We start from the raw sequence: 15,658 nt of genomic DNA, 5'->3' as shown, positions 1-15,658 counted from the left end.
TTTGATTATATCACGAAATGGTCGACGGGTCGTTTCGCGACAAGCTGATCACATCGCTACATCGCACCAAGTAATATTTATTCTCTTCCGCGTTATTAACTATTAGCACAGGCTCACCGCGACTAAGTGGCAATTCCGACACACTTAATATTCGGCCGTCAATATCTGGCCTATCGTTAATTTCTGGATTCCAGACCACCAAATTATCCGCACATAGCGCAAATTTTTCAACATATTCATGACTATTCACCTCTTCTAACGGAACATCATTCCACGAAACCGCATTCAGCAAATCGCCAGGCAAACATCGGTATGCCGAAACTACACATTCACCCTTAAACTCTCGCACTCTGCTAATATCCTGGATTACATTACGAGCGGCGCATTCATACTGACTCAATACATCAAGCTGCTCATTAAGAGGTAGTTTATAGAAACACTCATCATTAACTACTTCACTTGCAAAATTTGCAATTTTATGAAGTTCATTTACCGCCATTTTAAGCTCTTCAGCTTCACCATCAAATCCTTCCAAACGAATAATCTTATCTCTGTCGGGTATTACATAAACCTTCTTCGAAAAGTCCCCAGATTCACCATCTATCGTCACTTCAAGCGCCGCGTAAAATTTATCATGATAGCTAACGAAACACGCCCCATCAATACACGCCCCAGAAATATCCATAAATTCATACTGTAATTCATTATTTTTCGTAGCGTCAGGGGCCAACGCAAAACCAGTCAAACTAACATCGACAAACTCGGGAAACTCAGACAACTGATCATTTAGTATTTGGGCATACTCTCTTGACACTTCGTCAAACTCCGACTTGTCAACATAAGAAAGATCCGTCGCTAACCGCCAAGCGGTCTCCTGAAAATCGTCATTAAAAACCGTTTCAAATAAATCAATAGAAGCCCCGATCTCCTCTTTGTCAATTGGCGCCATATCAAGCACATCTTTCATATCTACACAAAAAGTCGCAAATCGATTTTTAATATCAAACATTTCCAGCACGGGGCGATCATCGCGCCACGTAAAACTCGGCAACCATCCAGATAAAACCGCAGGATTAGCGTCTTCTACATTATTTCCCCTGTCGTCAATTTTAACCTTATACGCCTGGCATTTAACTTGAATTCCGCCATCATACGGAATCTCATTCAAAACATCATTCATCTCATCTATCAAAAGCTGCCTCGACTCCGCATCTTGAATGTTGCCGACACCAGCAACTTCTTCGATTTTGTCAGCATAGTGGCGCAATTTACGCACACATCGAGGAACGCCGCTATCATCTGGCAATAACTCTATTGATACAATCGCCTGCTTGTCAAGCGGAAAATAATAGTCCCTCTGCGAAGTTCGCACGCACAAAGCAGCCATCTCTTTGGTGTAAGTCGCAAACGGCGCTGAAACCTCAGGATCAATTTCCATGGGAGATATCAAATCCGCCACACCCTCAACCGACTGCAGACGATACGAATCATCCTCTTCGGATTGACTATATCCAACAACTCTAACCTTCTCGCCCTCAATATCGCCAGCGTGCGCAGCTTGTTCTATCTCAGCGATTGCAATCTCGTCATTTTCTTCACCAAGCAATAAATTCGCACCAGCAATTCGCCTCCAGTCCTCATCGGAGAACAGTTCGGGAGAATTAGACTCCGTATTAGGCTTTGAACGCTCCATATTGCTATATATTATACAACTTTAATAGATATTTACAAGCATAGCCCCTTCCGTATGCTGTATACTAGAAACATGAGCAATAAAACCCTCGTTGATTTGGATCAGTGGCTAGCGCCGCACAAATCCACAATTCAGGCGCGCGAGAAGTATATTTCTTCGAAGCTGAAAACGGTTTTAAGCGGCAAGACGCCAGCCGAATTCGCGATGGGTTTTTTACATTTTGGACTTCACAAAACAGATGCAGGCTGGATATTTCGCGAATGGGCGCCTAACGCCACTCGAATGTTTTTAATTGGCGATTTTTCAGATTGGAAAGAGCGCGAGGAATTTGCCTTAAATCGTGATAAAAACGGCGAATGGAGCATAAATCTTCCTGAAAATTCACTTCGCCACGGACAGAAATATAAATTGCGCGTCTATTGGCCTGGTGGCGATGGCTGGCGACTGCCTTCATACTCAAATTACGTCGTTCAGGACGAAAATTCTGTCGATTTTTCCGCAGTTGTATGGTCGCCAAAAACTCCCTATGATTGGCAATATAAAACCCCGCCCAAGCCAAAAGTTCCTTTAATTTACGAAGCGCATATTGGCATGAGTAGCCAGGAAGAAAAAGTTGCCAGTTTCAGTGAATTTACCACGGAGGTTTTGCCGCGAATTAAAGAATCTGGCTACAACACCATTCAGCTTATGGCAATCGCCGAGCATCCATATTACGGCAGTTTCGGTTATCACGTCAGCAACTTTTTCGCGGTTTCGTCAAGATTTGGCACTCCCGACGATTTTAAGAAATTGGTTGACACGGCGCACGGAATGGGACTGCGCGTCATCATTGACCTCGTTCACGCTCACGCCGCCAAAAACGAAGTCGAAGGTCTGGGCAATTTCGCTGGCGATCCGACACAATATTTCAAGCCAACAAATCATCCTGAATGGGATTCGCGATTATTCGATTACGGCAAGCCAGAAGTTTTGCATTTTTTGGCAAGTAATTGCCGTTGGTGGCTGGACGAATATCACATTGACGGATTTAGGTTTGATGGTGTAACTAGTATGATTTACCACGATCACGGACTCGGAAAAAGTTTCACTAGTTATGACGATTATTTCCGCGACAACGTCGACAAAGACGTGCTCGCTTATTTAAGATTGGCAAATGAAACCATTCACGCCGTTCGCCCCGACGCCACGACAATTGCAGAGGAAATGAGCGGTTTTCCTGGACTTGGCGCATCAACAAAAGACGGCGGGCTGGGATTTGATTATCGCTTGCAAATGGGTGCGCCAGATTTATGGATAAAAACTCTGAAAGAGAAAAATGATGAAGATTGGGATTTGGGGCAATTGGCTTACACTTTGAGTTCGCATCGGCCAGAGGAAAAAGTCATCAATTACGCCGAAAGCCACGACCAAGCGCTCGTCGGCGATAAAACGCTGATTTTCCGATTGATTGATAAAAATATGTATTGGCACATGGATAAAATTGATCCAGATCTTAAGACCGAACGCGGAATAGCCCTGCATAAACTAATTCGTCTAATGACAGCTGGGCTGCATGGCGGCGGTTATTTGAATTTTATGGGCAATGAATTCGGGCATCCGGAATGGATTGATTTTCCGCGCGAAGGCAATAATTGGTCGTTTAAGCACGCTCGTAGGCAATGGAATTTGCGCGACAATGGCTTCTTAAAATATCAATGGCTGGGAGATTTTGACGCGGCGCTGATGAAGATTATTAAGCAAATTGATAATCCTAATGTCCACCATTTGACGGTTCGCCAATCTGATCATATGGTCAGTTTTATGCACGGCGACTTTTTATTTGTTATCAATTTTTCGCCCGACAAATCCCACTCAGATTACACAGTACCCGCAGAAGCCGGCTCTTATAAATTGGCGTTAAGTAGCGACGATAAGAACTTCGGCGGACAGGAGCGAATAGACCATAATTCCCGATTTTTCACTTCCCCAGCTGATAACAATCACAATCTTAAAGTTTACTTGCCAGCCAGAACGGGCATTATTTTACAGAAAGTTGATTAAACTCCTCCCAATGTTGACTTTTTTACGCAAGTATAGTATAAGTGACGTAAGCTTTCGTCGATAATCCCGTCAACGAAAGTAGTCCTTGTACAGTTCGAGAAGGAGAGTCACCATGCTCAAGTTGAAAATTACGGTCACAGCCCTGGCTCTAGTCAGCCTAGATTTGATCATTATAGGGGATACTTATCTTACCGCCAGCGCTGCCATCGCCTGCACGGCGATGGCTCTGCCACTGGCGGGCTATCTCGCATGGAGGTGGCAGGTTCCGGACGATAATTCTCGGATTCCCTTCATTCTATGGGTGCCTGTGGCCGAACTACCGGTCATACGCGCATTCAAGGAGTTGGGGGTCATGAGCACCCCGCTTGGGGCTACCATCGAACCAGAGAAAATGACTACACTAGGAGGTTTTGTTGCGCTTACAAGCACTATAGCCATCCTTCTCGCAGTCATCGTGCCATCGTCGCCCACGCGCGACGACAGTGACGACGAGGACTAGTGTCCGTCAAGAAATAGTTCGCCTTGAGACTTTTAGTCTCGGCTTGAGCTCTCTTGGCGGGCTATTTCTTTTGGTTTGTGGAATTATTTCGTATATCCTATTGACTTTTTGATGTAGATGTTGTAAAATGAGCACAGTCTTTGTTGACAACCCCGTCAACAAAGGTAGTTCTTGTGGAAGGAAAGCCATGAACAGCAACAACACGAGTCTCGGCATCAGCCTGAGGACTGCAATCTTTACTATCAGTGCGTGCGCAGTCTTCGTGCTCACACTAGGCACGACTATCGGGGCAATTATCTGCTCCACAGCTCTCCTGGTGGCGGCGCAAGCCCTTACTATCCCCCTCGGCTGGGTCTACTTTAGTTCTACTGGTAAAATCCCAACAGTAGCGCTAAAGGTGACTGCAATACTTGGTACGGTAGTATATGTCGCGCTATTAGCCTCAAATATCGACACCCTAATCACTGATTGGGGTGACCTAACGACGGCGTTTAACGTCGTCATTGATGGAGAGGGGTGGGCCGACGCGCTGGCGTTCACGCTGTTTATGTGTACGTTGCCAGTGGTGACTGCGGTCATCGCGCCAGTGCCGCCCGAGCGCGATGATTACTGTAACGACGACGAGGACTAACCGCCCGTCAAGAGAAATAGTTCGCTTAAGGCTTAAGCCTTGAGCTAGAGCTCTCTTGGCGGGCTATTTCTATTGGCATAAAATTTGTTACACTAGATATTGTGAAGAAAAAAGTACCAAAATTCATTGAGCAATCATTAGCCCGAGTCGCTAATCTTTACAGCTTTGAGCCAGAGCATCATCTGGAGAAAATTGACGAAAGTTTGACGCCGAATATGCGAGCTTTGCGCCTGGCTATGACGATTGCCGAGCAGCTTCTGAGCATGGGCGTGGTTGCCCGCGATGTGGTTCGTATGGCGCAAGGAATCACGCGGACATATTGCCGCAGACCTGTTCATGTGGATGTGAGCTACACTTTGGTGACAATTTCTCAAGACCGCGGAGTTAGCCATGAGCCTTTGACGATGGCGCGAGTTATCGTTCCTGACGATCCTAATTATCAATTGATTCAAGCATTGCAATTATTAGCCCTCGACATTCGTCGCAAGCAACTTTCCCTAGAAGAAGCCGAGGAGCGATTGCAACAAATACTCAAAAAACCCACCGAACATTCCCGACTGGTCGTTTACGCGGCGGGCGGATTAGTGAGCGCGGGTTCTGTTATTTTGTACGGCGGCAGTTTACTCATGGCATCAATAGCGTTTCTGCTCGGATTCTCAGCAACTGGATTATTAAGATGGCTGGGACGTATTGGCGCGCCGTTGTTTTATTCGCAAGCCCTCGTGGCTATTTTCGTAACATTGGTGGCGGCGGGCGCAGCTTGGTGTAGCAATTATCTGGGACTAAGCGTCAACGCAACATTGTTGGTTATCAGCGGAATTGTCTTATTAGTCGCGGGACTAATGTTTGTCGGCGCATTTCAGGACGCAATCGACGAATATTACATGACCGCCAACGCCAGATTATTAAAAGTCGTGATGGCAACGGGCGGCGTAATTGCTGGCGTGATGGTCGGATTATACATTGCGACAAAATTTGGCATAACATTCCCTGCGACACCAGATCGATTGACATTGGCGGACGGACACACTCAGTATTTGGGGGCTGGAATTATCGCGGCGGCGTTCGTTCTGAGGAATCATTCTCGATTCTTTGGCATGATTATTTCAGCATTAATTGCTATATTCGGCTGGTGGATTTCACGATTAGCCATGAGTTTTGGTTTTGATATCGTAACAGCGAGCGGCATCGCGGCGGCGGTAATTGGACTAGTCGCAGTTATGACATCCAGATTATGGAAATTCCCTTCCCTGGCGATTATTGCGGCGGGAATCGTACCGCTAGTCCCAGGATTGTCGCTTTACAATGGATTGATGGGCGTCGTTCTATATCCACCGAACAGCGCAAACTTCCTACCAGCCTTGGCTATCTTAGCGCGAGCAATTCTCATCGGCGTGGCAGTAGCAATTGGCGCGTCATTCGGTAACATCGTCGGTCGCCCAATCCGCCGACAATTTATCAATTTATTCCGTCGCAACACGCAAGCATCATAAAAAATAACCCGAAATTTAGCCAAATAAAAATCCCCGGATTCGCTCCGAGGATTTTTTATGATGCAGAGATTATTTATTTCGCTTTTCGATAATCTCTTGCGCAACGTTTGGTGGAACCTCCTCGTATTGAGCTAATTCCATCGTTGAAGCGGCGCGACCCTGAGACATTGAGCGAATGTCTGATGTGTAGCCGAACATATTTGCTAATGGCACAAACGCCTTAATTAGCTTAGCACCACCCATCAAGTCTTCCATAGCGTCGATACGTCCGCGACGTGAGTTAAGGTCGCCGATGATGTCACCCATGAAGTCTTCTGGTGTAGTAACTTCAACCTTCATAACTGGCTCAAGCAAGATTGGGTTAGCTTGCTTAATACCTTCACGAGCAGCTATCGAACCTGCCAATGAGAACGCCAATTCTGAGGAGTCGACATCGTGGTATGAACCATCGTAAAGTGTAGCCTTAACGTCAACAACTGGATAACCAGCAATAACACCGCCTTCCAATGTTTCGCGAATACCCTTCATTACGGCTGGGCGATATTCCTGAGGAACCACGCCACCCTTAATTTCATCAACGAATTCAAAGCCCTTACCAGTCTCATTAGGCTCAAAGCGAACCCAAACGTCACCATATTGACCGCGACCACCAGACTGCTTAGCGTGCTTACCTTGAACTTCAGAGCGACCCTTGATGCTTTCGCGGAAGGCAACCTGAGGTTCACCAATATTGGCTTCAACCTTAAATTCGCGCTTCATACGGTCGATAAGAATGTCTAGGTGCAACTCGCCCATTCCTGACATAATTGTCTGACCTGTTTCTTCGTCAGTGTGAATTCGGAAAGTTGGGTCTTCTTCAGCCAAGCGTTGCAATGCCAACGCCATCTTTTCCTGGTCAGCCTTTGATTTTGGCTCAACCGCAATCGATACTGGTGGCTCTGGGAATTCAATTGACTCAAGAGCAATCGGATGAGCTACGTCTGCTAACGTGTTACCAGTCGCAGTAGATTTCAGGCCAACCACAGCGGCGATGTCACCAGCTTCAACCTTGCTAATTTCTTCACGCTTGTCAGCAAACATACGAACGATTCGTCCAATTCGCTCTTTTTCACCAGTTGTCGTATTAAGAACGTAGCTTCCTGAGGTCAAAACACCAGAATAGACACGAACGAAGATCAATTTACCAACAAATGGATCGGCAGCAATCTTAAACGCCAAAGCAGACAAAGGCTCCTTGTCTGATGGCTTGCGACTAACTTCGTCGCCAGTCTTTGGATTCTTGCCCCAAATTTCATCAACGTCTAGCGGGCTTGGCAAGAAATCAACCATCAAGTCAAGCAACTTCTCAACGATCACGCCGCGACCATCACCACCAGTGACTAGGTAAAAGTCACCAGCCAAAACGCGCTTGCGGAGAGCCATCTTTAGCTCGTCAACGGTAATAGCTTCTTCGCCCTGATCCAAGAATTTCATCATCAATTCGTCGTCAGCTTCAACAGCATTTTCAACCAACAGAGAACGTGCGTTTTTAGCTTTTTCAAGCATGTCAGCTGGAACCTCACCAACCTTCAACTCGTGATCTGTGTAGTCGTCGTAGGTGTAAGCCTTCATGTCAATCAAGTCGACAACACCGTTGATAGTCTTTTCAAAACCAATTGGCAAGTGAACTGGGAAAGCCTGCTTACTCAAGCGGTTGTGAATTGACTCAAGAGATTTGTAGAAGTCACCACCCGTCTGGTTGATCTTGTTAACGAAACAAATACGTGGTACGCCGTACTTATTAGCTTGGCGCCAAACAGTTTCAGACTGAGCTTCAACACCCATCTTACCGTCAAAGACCGTAACTGCACCGTCAAGCACGCGCAAACTACGCTCAACCTCAGCGGTAAAGTCGATGTGCCCTGGGGTGTCGATAATGTTAATCTTGTGATCTTTCCAGAAACAAGTCACAGCAGCTGACGTAATAGTAATACCACGCTCTTTCTCCTGCGCCATCCAGTCGGTGGTAGCACCGTCACCTTCACCACGAACCACACCGATCTTATGTGTCAAACCAGTGCGGTACAAAATACCCTCAGTTGTCGTCGTTTTACCGGCGTCAATATGGGCAATAATACCAATATTTCTAAAATTCTTTAGCGGAACATGCGTCTCTGCCATAAATTTTCCTTTATATTACGTTAATTTGCCGAGATTTTTGGTCAATTTTTTTGACACCAAAAAACTACTCTTGCGTTTTATTATATCAGTTATCTATGTTTTTGACTAGCTCTAAGCTGGGGGATTTTTAGACTCGTTGTCGTTCTGAACTGGTGCCGCACAGGCGGATAGTTAGCTGGAGGCTGCTCTATAGGCGGCTGCACGTATGTTGGCGGATATTGACCAGGTTGCTGCTGATAGTAATTTTGTTGCGGATATTGTTGTTGCGGCGGAATTGGCTGCTGATACGGCTGCTGTGGATATTGAGGTTGTTGCGGGAATTGTCCAGCGACAGGATATGGATAAGTATTCATCTTGCGTCGATTACTGACAGAAACGGCAATTGCGATAATTGACACTGTTAAGAATAATGCTCCCGTTGAAAGAATCACCACAACCACGATTATAACTGTAGTGTTATTTTCTGACTCGCTCATTCCAGCTTCTGCGCTAGACGCCTCGCTTTCCGTAGAATCATCTGGAGTATTGGATGAAACTTCGATCATCTTCGCCACCAAATAATTGTCGGGGTATTTTTTATCCAATTGTTCAAATTTAGCCTTTGCCTGAGAATATTTACCTTGAGAAAAACTCTCCAAGCCGTCTCCCCAGAGCTTAGTCAATTCGCCGTTCGCCGATAACGCAACATTATTTTTCTTCGCCATAGTTTTCAGATCAGCGATATCACGGAATATTCCCTCTCCAAAACAAGAATTGTTGCGCTCGCTCCTATCCGCACAGGATGAACCGCCGTAGGTGTTTAGTCCAATCTGCTTACCATCGTCATCAAACGCTGGACCACCACTGTTGCCTGCCGCAATTTGCGCACTCATTGAAAACAGCTTATGACCACCCGCGTCACTGCCCGAACCAGAAACATTCCCCTGAGTAACGGTTGGCACAGTCTTACTCTTCTTCGTATTTACGCCGTCGTCGACAATCGCTAGTGTGATATTTTAAGTTAGGATTATCTTTCTTCTGCTTGTTAATATCGCCCTGAAGCATTAAATCCAAATCTGAATATTTCTTCGTGTCCTTGTATTCCTCGGACATCGTTGAGCGATCAAAATAAGCTTTTTTGCGCGAAGTTACGATTGAGAAGTCTGGCATAATCTTCCTAAATGAAAACTTCTCCTCTTCCTCCTTCGGCTTTTCTGAACCTTTTCTGAAATGTAATCGCAAAATCGCATAAGCACGACTTTCTTTCAGCTCATCATCAGCATACGTAGTGGCGCTATACTGTTTTTCATTAGAGTCTTTATTTAAGACGTGACCTTCGCCAGTAAAAATACTCTTGTCGTATCGAATCTAATAGCCATATTTGGAAACGACTTTTTGCAAGCTCTTAGCATCTTCTTCGGCAAAAATCTTCTGGATCTTCTTTTTTGCGGTTTTACTAACTCCGGAAGAGCGGTTATTGTTAACGACAATCAGCCCAACTATAACGGAGATCAAGAAAACCACACCCAGAACGATGGCTGCAATTTTTAATTTCTTCATTGGCTTCTGATTCATACCGCTACGATCCTAACGATAATTTACAAACTGTAGAGGTGTGTCATAATCACTTTCTCGCAATAAACTAATAACTTTCTGCAGTTCATCCTTCGACGCAGAGGTAATACGAACGAGGTCGCCTTGAATTTGCGGCTTAGCTTTCGGCGCATTAGCACGAATATCAGCGGCAATTTGCTTCGCCGTCGGCTGATCAAGACCTTGCTTGAACGGAATCTCCCAAGTCGTCTTCAGGTTCGAAACAACTTTTTCTTTTGATAAATCCAGAACTTTGCTCGACTGACCACGCCCCGCCAATTTCTTGCGCACGATATCCAGAACAGCATCAACTTGCCAATCATTGTCGCCGGTAATTTTCAGACCCTTTTTGTCATCCAGCCAATCAATTGCCGCGCTCGTCCCCTTGAAATCATAACGCCCTTGGATTTCTTTTTCAGCCTGCATGAAAACATTATTCATCTCAGCCTTGTCAATTTCTGACACAATATCAAACGAAAAACTCGCCATTTCTCCCTCCTAATTTTTTCTATTATACCAAAAAATCGCCCTGTTTAGAGCGATTTCCTGATTTTGCTTTCAAGCAATAATTAGCCACGAGCAAAGTGCGCAAAAGCGCGGTTAGCTTCAGCCATCTTGTGGGTGTCTTCCTTCTTCTTGAAGGCAGCACCAGCTTCATTGTAAGCGTCAACGATTTCCAATGCCAATCGCTGTGAATATGGCATTCCGTTGCGAGCGCGGGCTGCTTGAACTAGCCAGCTAAACGCATAGTGCAATTGTCGATGTCCCTGAACTGGGAATGGAATCTGGTAGTTAGCACCACCAACGCGACGAGATTTAACCTCGAAGCTTGGGCTAACGTTCTTCAATGCTTTTTCAAACACTGCCAATGGATCTTCAGAATCCAATTTCTTAGCGGCAGTTTCTAGAGCTGTGTAGACAGCGCGTTCAGCCGCCAACTTTTTACCGTCTAGCATTGACTTGTTGATCAAACGCTGAACTAGTACGCTTTGGTATCGGCGATCAGGTTTAAGTTCACGCTGCAACTTCTTGGTAACTTTACGAGGCATGATTATTTATCCCCTTTCTTTGTACCGTACTTAGAGCGACCCTTCTTACGGTTGTTAACACCCTGAAGGTCAAGTGCACCACGTACGATGTGATAACGCACACCTGGAAGGTCAGGCACACGACCGCCGCGGATCAAGACCACAGCGTGCTCCTGCAAGTTGTGACCTTCACCACCGATATACGCCCAAACTTCATAGCCGTTATTCAACTTAACACGAGCAACTTTACGCAAAGCTGAGTTTGGTTTCTTTGGCGTCTTAGTCGTCACACGCACACAAACACCACGCTTAAGCGGTGCATTCTGGTCGTAATAACGTGTTTTTAGGGCGTTATGAATACGACCTAGTGCTGGCGACTTGGACTTTTTCTTAGCCGTTTGGCGCGGTTTACGCACCAATTGGTTGATTGTTGGCATCCAATTTCTCCTTGGTTGATTTACTAATTACGGCAATTCGCCTTACGGTTTGGATTCAGCAACTCCTCTCCGTGTCTATACCTTTTCCGCCGAGATTGCAGTCTGTACACATTCAAACCACCGCGCACTCCGAAAAGAGGAAACTCTGAGAAAAATTATAACACACTTGACGTCAAATATCTACCCAAAATATAAAATAATAGGTATCACTAAAATCAATAGAAAACCGCCCCGGAATTGAGGCGGTTCCCGTAGTTGTGAAGCCTACTTATTAAGCGGCGACTTCCTCTTCGACGAATTCGTCTTCGCTCGGTGTTTCGAATTCTTCATCTTCTTCGACTGCGCCAGTTCCTACTGGAATCTTGCGGCCGATGATGACGTTTTCCTTCAAACCGTGCAAGTGGTCGGCTCGACCAGATACGGCAGCGTTGATCAAAACGCGAGTAGTGTCTTGGAAGGATGCGGCTGATAGCCATGAGTCGCTCCAGATTGACACCTTCGTGATACCGAGTAGCAATTGTGTGTAGCTAATCAGGTTCTTACCTTCAGCAGCCAATTGCTTATTCGCATTGACCACAGCGGCCTTAGAAACGATGTCGCCAGTCACAAATTCGCTATCACCAGCATCTTCGATTTGCACGCGACTAAACATTTGGCGAACAATAATCTCCAAGTGCTTGTCAGCCACGTCCTGACCCTGAGCAGCGTAGATTCGCAGAACTTCGTTGATGATGTAGCGCTGAGTTGCCTCAACACCCTTAAGTCGCATCAAATCGTGCAAGTTCAACGATCCAGCAGTCAATCGATCACCAGCTTCAACAATATCGTTTGCCTTAACGACCAACTGCATATTGCCTGGGATTTCATAACGAGTTGGCGAAGCAGCCTCTGCCGCGATCACCAAAGTATCCTCAGCCGACTCAATCACACCGTCAAATGGTGCAATCAAAGGTCGAGTGTCGCTCTCGCCAGTTGCCAAAACGTCGCCAGCCTTAACGCTTGAGCCAGCCTTAACCACAACAGTTCGACCTTCTAATGGCAATCGTTCAACCTTGCCAGATTCTGGTGTAATTTGAACGATATACTTCTTGCCATCTTCCCAAACGTCGACCAAACCAGCAACTTCCGTAATGAACGCCTGACCCTTTGGTGTACGTGCTTCAAACAATTCTTCAACACGAGGCAAACCTTGGGTAATGTCACCACCAGCAACACCAGAGTTGTGGAAGGTACGAAGCGTCAACTGAGTACCCGGCTCACCAACTGACTGAGCGGCGATAACACCGACTGGCTGATGATTGCCAACCAATTTACCAGTCGACATATCAATACCGTAACTTCGCTGTGGAATACCGTTAAGGTTGTTCGTTGATAATACGGACTGAATCTTAACGCTTTCAATACTTTCGTCGTCATCAATTGAATCTGCGATTTCACGCGTGATCAATTCGTTCTTATTGACGTGACCTGGAATTGTTTCAGCAGCATAACGACCAGCCAAACGGTTTGAGAAATCAATCATCGTCTCTTCAGTTTCTGATCGGTAAATTGCGTAACCTTCATCGTCGCCATCAGTATCTTCAACGGTAAATACGTCTTGTGCAACGTCAACCAAACGACGAGTCAAGTAACCCGAGTCGGCAGTCTTAAGAGCCGTGTCAATAAGACCCTTACGTGCACCACGAGTTGCGATAAAGGCTTCAAGGCTAGACAAGCCGCCCGTGTAGGAGCTGCGGATTGGAAGCTCAATCTCATGGTTGGTTGCGTCCATCTGAACACCGATCATCGCGCTCGCCAACTTCACGTTGGAAATATCACCACGAGCACCAGAGTTGACCATCATAGAAATACTGGTGTCCATGTGCGCCAATTGGTCTTTCAGGAACGCCGTAATCTTATTGTCGACGTTTCGCCATGCGCTAACCGTCAAGTTATATCGCTCTTCCTCAGTAATCAAACCTTGGTCGAATTGCTCAGAAATCAAAGCCGCCTTAGCATCACCTTCAGCCACAAACTGAGGGATTTCCTCGAAGTGGACATAGTCGGTCATACCAGTAGACACAGCCGCAACCGTAGCAAAGCGGAAAGCTTGACCCTTCATACGGTCTGCAATCTTAGCGGTTTCCTCGGCGCCGTACTTGTTAAAGATTTGCGCCAGCACTTTCTTAAGCTGTTTCTTGGTCTGGACATTATTGTCATACGGGAAATCTTCAGGCAGAATCTCATTGAAGAAGACGCGACCCAAAGTTGTTTCACGCATTTTACCCTTCGCAAAGATACGAATTGGGGTTTGCAATTGAATTACGCCATTGTCGTAAGCCATTTCTGCTTCGTAAACAGAGCTGTAAGTCTTAATCTTGTCAGTCTGAGCTTGTGGCTTGTCGTAAGTCAAGTAATAGTTACCAAGCACGATATCCTGCGAAATGTGCAACACTGGCGCACCATCGGCAGGCTTCAATAAGTTGGCAGTTGCGCTCATCAATTCACGAGCCTCAGCCTGAGCCTCTTTTGATAGCGGCAAGTGAACAGCCATCTGGTCGCCGTCAAAGTCGGCGTTAAATCCGGCACAAACTAGCGGATGCAATTGAATAGCTTTTCCTTCAACCAAAACTGGCTGGAAGGCTTGAATTGACAAACGGTGCAAACTTGGTGCACGGTTAAGCAACACGTACTTGCCTTCAATTGCTGAATCCAGCGCATCCCAAACCACTGCTTCACCAGCTTCAATTAGGCGTGAAGCCGAGCGAATATTGTGCGCAAATTCATTCTTAATCAACCAGCTAATCACGAATGGCTTGAACAATTCCAGCGCCATTTGCTTTGGCAAACCACATTGGTTAATCTTCAATTTTGGACCAACCACGATAACCGAGCGACCAGAATAGTCAACACGCTTACCAAGAAGGTTCTGGCGGAAGCGACCCTGCTTACCCTTTAGCATATCGCTCAAGCTCTTCAAGCTGCGGCGACCACCAGTCGAGCTAACTGCACGACCGCGTGATGCTGAATTGTCAATCAAAGCGTCAACAGCTTCCTGAAGCATGCGCTTTTCATTACGCTGAATAACTTCTGGCGCGTTAAGTTCAATCAACTTCTTCAAGCGATTGTTTCGGTTGATAATTCGGCGATACAAATCGTTCAAGTCAGATGTCGCAAATCGGCCACCAGACAACGCCACCATTGGACGAAGATCCGGAGGAATCACCGGCAGAACAGTCATACATAGGCTTGATGGCTTAATGCCAGCAGATTCCATACTCTCCAGCATCTTCAAGCGCTTTAGTAACTTCTTCTGTCGCTGACCTTTTGCAGTTTCAACTTCCTCTGTCAATTCAGCGATAAGCTTTGGTAACTCAATCTTGTCCAAGAGTTCTTTGACCGCGCTAGCACCCATGCCAACTTCGATCAATTCGTCATATTCTTCTGGCAAGTTGCGATATTCGCTCTCTGAGATCAAAGCGCCGAAATTCAAGCTCTCCAATTGAGATTTCTTACCAACGTAAGCTTCCTCCAACTCCTCAACTTCACGGCTCTGCTCTTTAGCTAGTTGTTTAACATCAGCGCCATCTTCTTCAGCCATTTTTTCGTAGCGGATTTTGATAGCCTTACGAGCCAAATCAGTTTCCGCTTCCAAATCTGCCAAATATTGATCACGAGTTGCTTCGTCAACGTTTAAGATAACGTAAGTTGCAAAGTAAACGATTTTCTCAATATTGCGAACCGTCATACCAAGCAGCTGGCTCATTGCGCTTGGAGTGCCGCGCATAAACCAAATGTGCGCAACTGGAACTGCCAATTGAATGTGACCCATTCTCTCACGACGAACGATTGATTTAGTGACCAATTCACCATTCTTATCGACAGCAGCTTCGCGTGAACGTACGCCCTTAAGCTTTGAGTCGTGCGGATTGATATCCTTAACTGGACCAAAGATTCGCTCACAGAACAATCCGTCGCGTTCTGGCTTTTGTGTGCGATAGTTAATTGTTTCTGGCTTCAAAACTTCGCCATAGCTCCATTTCAGAATGTCTTCTGGGCTAGCTACTGCCAAACGAACCGCGTCAAAATCGCTGATGCCCGTTGCGTTAAATGCAGAATTTGCCAT

General features: G+C 46.0%; 13 protein-coding genes. 4 read left to right on the top strand and 9 right to left on the bottom strand.

The genetic code is table 11. The features are described from left to right. Positions 1-10: 10 nt before the first annotated feature. The gene (locus tag LRM45_RS03685; protein WP_243826809.1) at positions 11-1,693 is read right to left on the bottom strand and encodes a hypothetical protein; all 1,683 of its coding nucleotides are present in this window, start codon (positions 1,691-1,693) and stop codon (positions 11-13) included. A 72-nt stretch (positions 1,694-1,765) separates the two neighbouring features. Here LRM45_RS03685 and LRM45_RS03680 point away from each other — a divergent pair, with 72 nt between their 5' ends. From LRM45_RS03680 to LRM45_RS03665, 4 genes are all read left to right on the top strand, one after another. Next, positions 1,766-3,733, top strand: a complete 1,968-nt coding sequence (locus tag LRM45_RS03680; protein WP_243826808.1) for an alpha-amylase family glycosyl hydrolase — start codon at positions 1,766-1,768, stop codon at positions 3,731-3,733. Between the two features lie 112 nt (positions 3,734-3,845). After that, entirely contained in the window at positions 3,846-4,232 is a 387-nt protein-coding gene (locus LRM45_RS03675; protein WP_243826807.1) for a hypothetical protein, read from the top strand. Positions 4,233-4,359: 127 nt separating this feature from the next. After that, complete coding sequence (locus LRM45_RS03670) at positions 4,360-4,863, top strand: hypothetical protein (RefSeq protein ID WP_243826806.1); 504 nt, start codon at positions 4,360-4,362, stop codon at positions 4,861-4,863. A gap of 101 nt (positions 4,864-4,964) precedes the next feature. Then, the gene (locus tag LRM45_RS03665; RefSeq protein ID WP_243826805.1) at positions 4,965-6,356 is read left to right on the top strand and encodes a threonine/serine exporter family protein; all 1,392 of its coding nucleotides are present in this window, start codon (positions 4,965-4,967) and stop codon (positions 6,354-6,356) included. A gap of 69 nt (positions 6,357-6,425) precedes the next feature. Here LRM45_RS03665 and fusA read toward each other — a convergent pair whose 3' ends face one another. The 8 genes from fusA to rpoC form a co-directional block, all read right to left on the bottom strand. After that, entirely contained in the window at positions 6,426-8,516 is a 2,091-nt protein-coding gene (gene fusA, locus LRM45_RS03660; protein WP_243826804.1) for an elongation factor G, read from the bottom strand. 89 nt (positions 8,517-8,605) lie between these two features. Next, positions 8,606-9,457, bottom strand: coding sequence for a serine protease (locus LRM45_RS03655; protein WP_243826803.1), 852 nt, complete (start codon positions 9,455-9,457; stop codon positions 8,606-8,608). 4 nt (positions 9,458-9,461) lie between these two features. Next, a complete protein-coding gene (locus LRM45_RS03650; protein WP_243826802.1) occupies positions 9,462-9,665 on the bottom strand; it encodes a hypothetical protein in 204 nt (67 codons plus the stop codon). 198 nt (positions 9,666-9,863) lie between these two features. Then, positions 9,864-10,070: a hypothetical protein gene (locus tag LRM45_RS03645; RefSeq protein ID WP_243826801.1), complete on the bottom strand. Its 207-nt coding sequence runs from the start codon at positions 10,068-10,070 to the stop codon at positions 9,864-9,866. A gap of 12 nt (positions 10,071-10,082) precedes the next feature. Beyond that, a complete protein-coding gene (locus LRM45_RS03640; RefSeq protein ID WP_243826800.1) occupies positions 10,083-10,577 on the bottom strand; it encodes a YajQ family cyclic di-GMP-binding protein in 495 nt (164 codons plus the stop codon). Positions 10,578-10,657: 80 nt separating this feature from the next. Next, a complete protein-coding gene (gene rpsG / locus LRM45_RS03635) occupies positions 10,658-11,137 on the bottom strand; it encodes a 30S ribosomal protein S7 (protein WP_243822735.1) in 480 nt (159 codons plus the stop codon). Positions 11,138-11,139: 2 nt separating this feature from the next. After that, a complete protein-coding gene (gene rpsL / locus LRM45_RS03630; RefSeq protein WP_129631024.1) occupies positions 11,140-11,553 on the bottom strand; it encodes a 30S ribosomal protein S12 in 414 nt (137 codons plus the stop codon). Between the two features lie 271 nt (positions 11,554-11,824). Beyond that, on the bottom strand, positions 11,825-15,658 hold the full coding sequence (gene rpoC, locus LRM45_RS03625) for a DNA-directed RNA polymerase subunit beta' (RefSeq protein ID WP_243826799.1): 3,834 nt from the start codon (positions 15,656-15,658) through the stop codon (positions 11,825-11,827).

It is taken from the genome of Candidatus Nanosynbacter sp. TM7-057 (assembly GCF_022828295.1).
GTDB lineage: Bacteria > Patescibacteriota > Saccharimonadia > Saccharimonadales > Saccharimonadaceae > Nanosynbacter.
The sequence above is the reverse complement of the archived record's forward strand: the minus strand, read 5'-3'. Positions and strand labels throughout refer to the sequence as shown.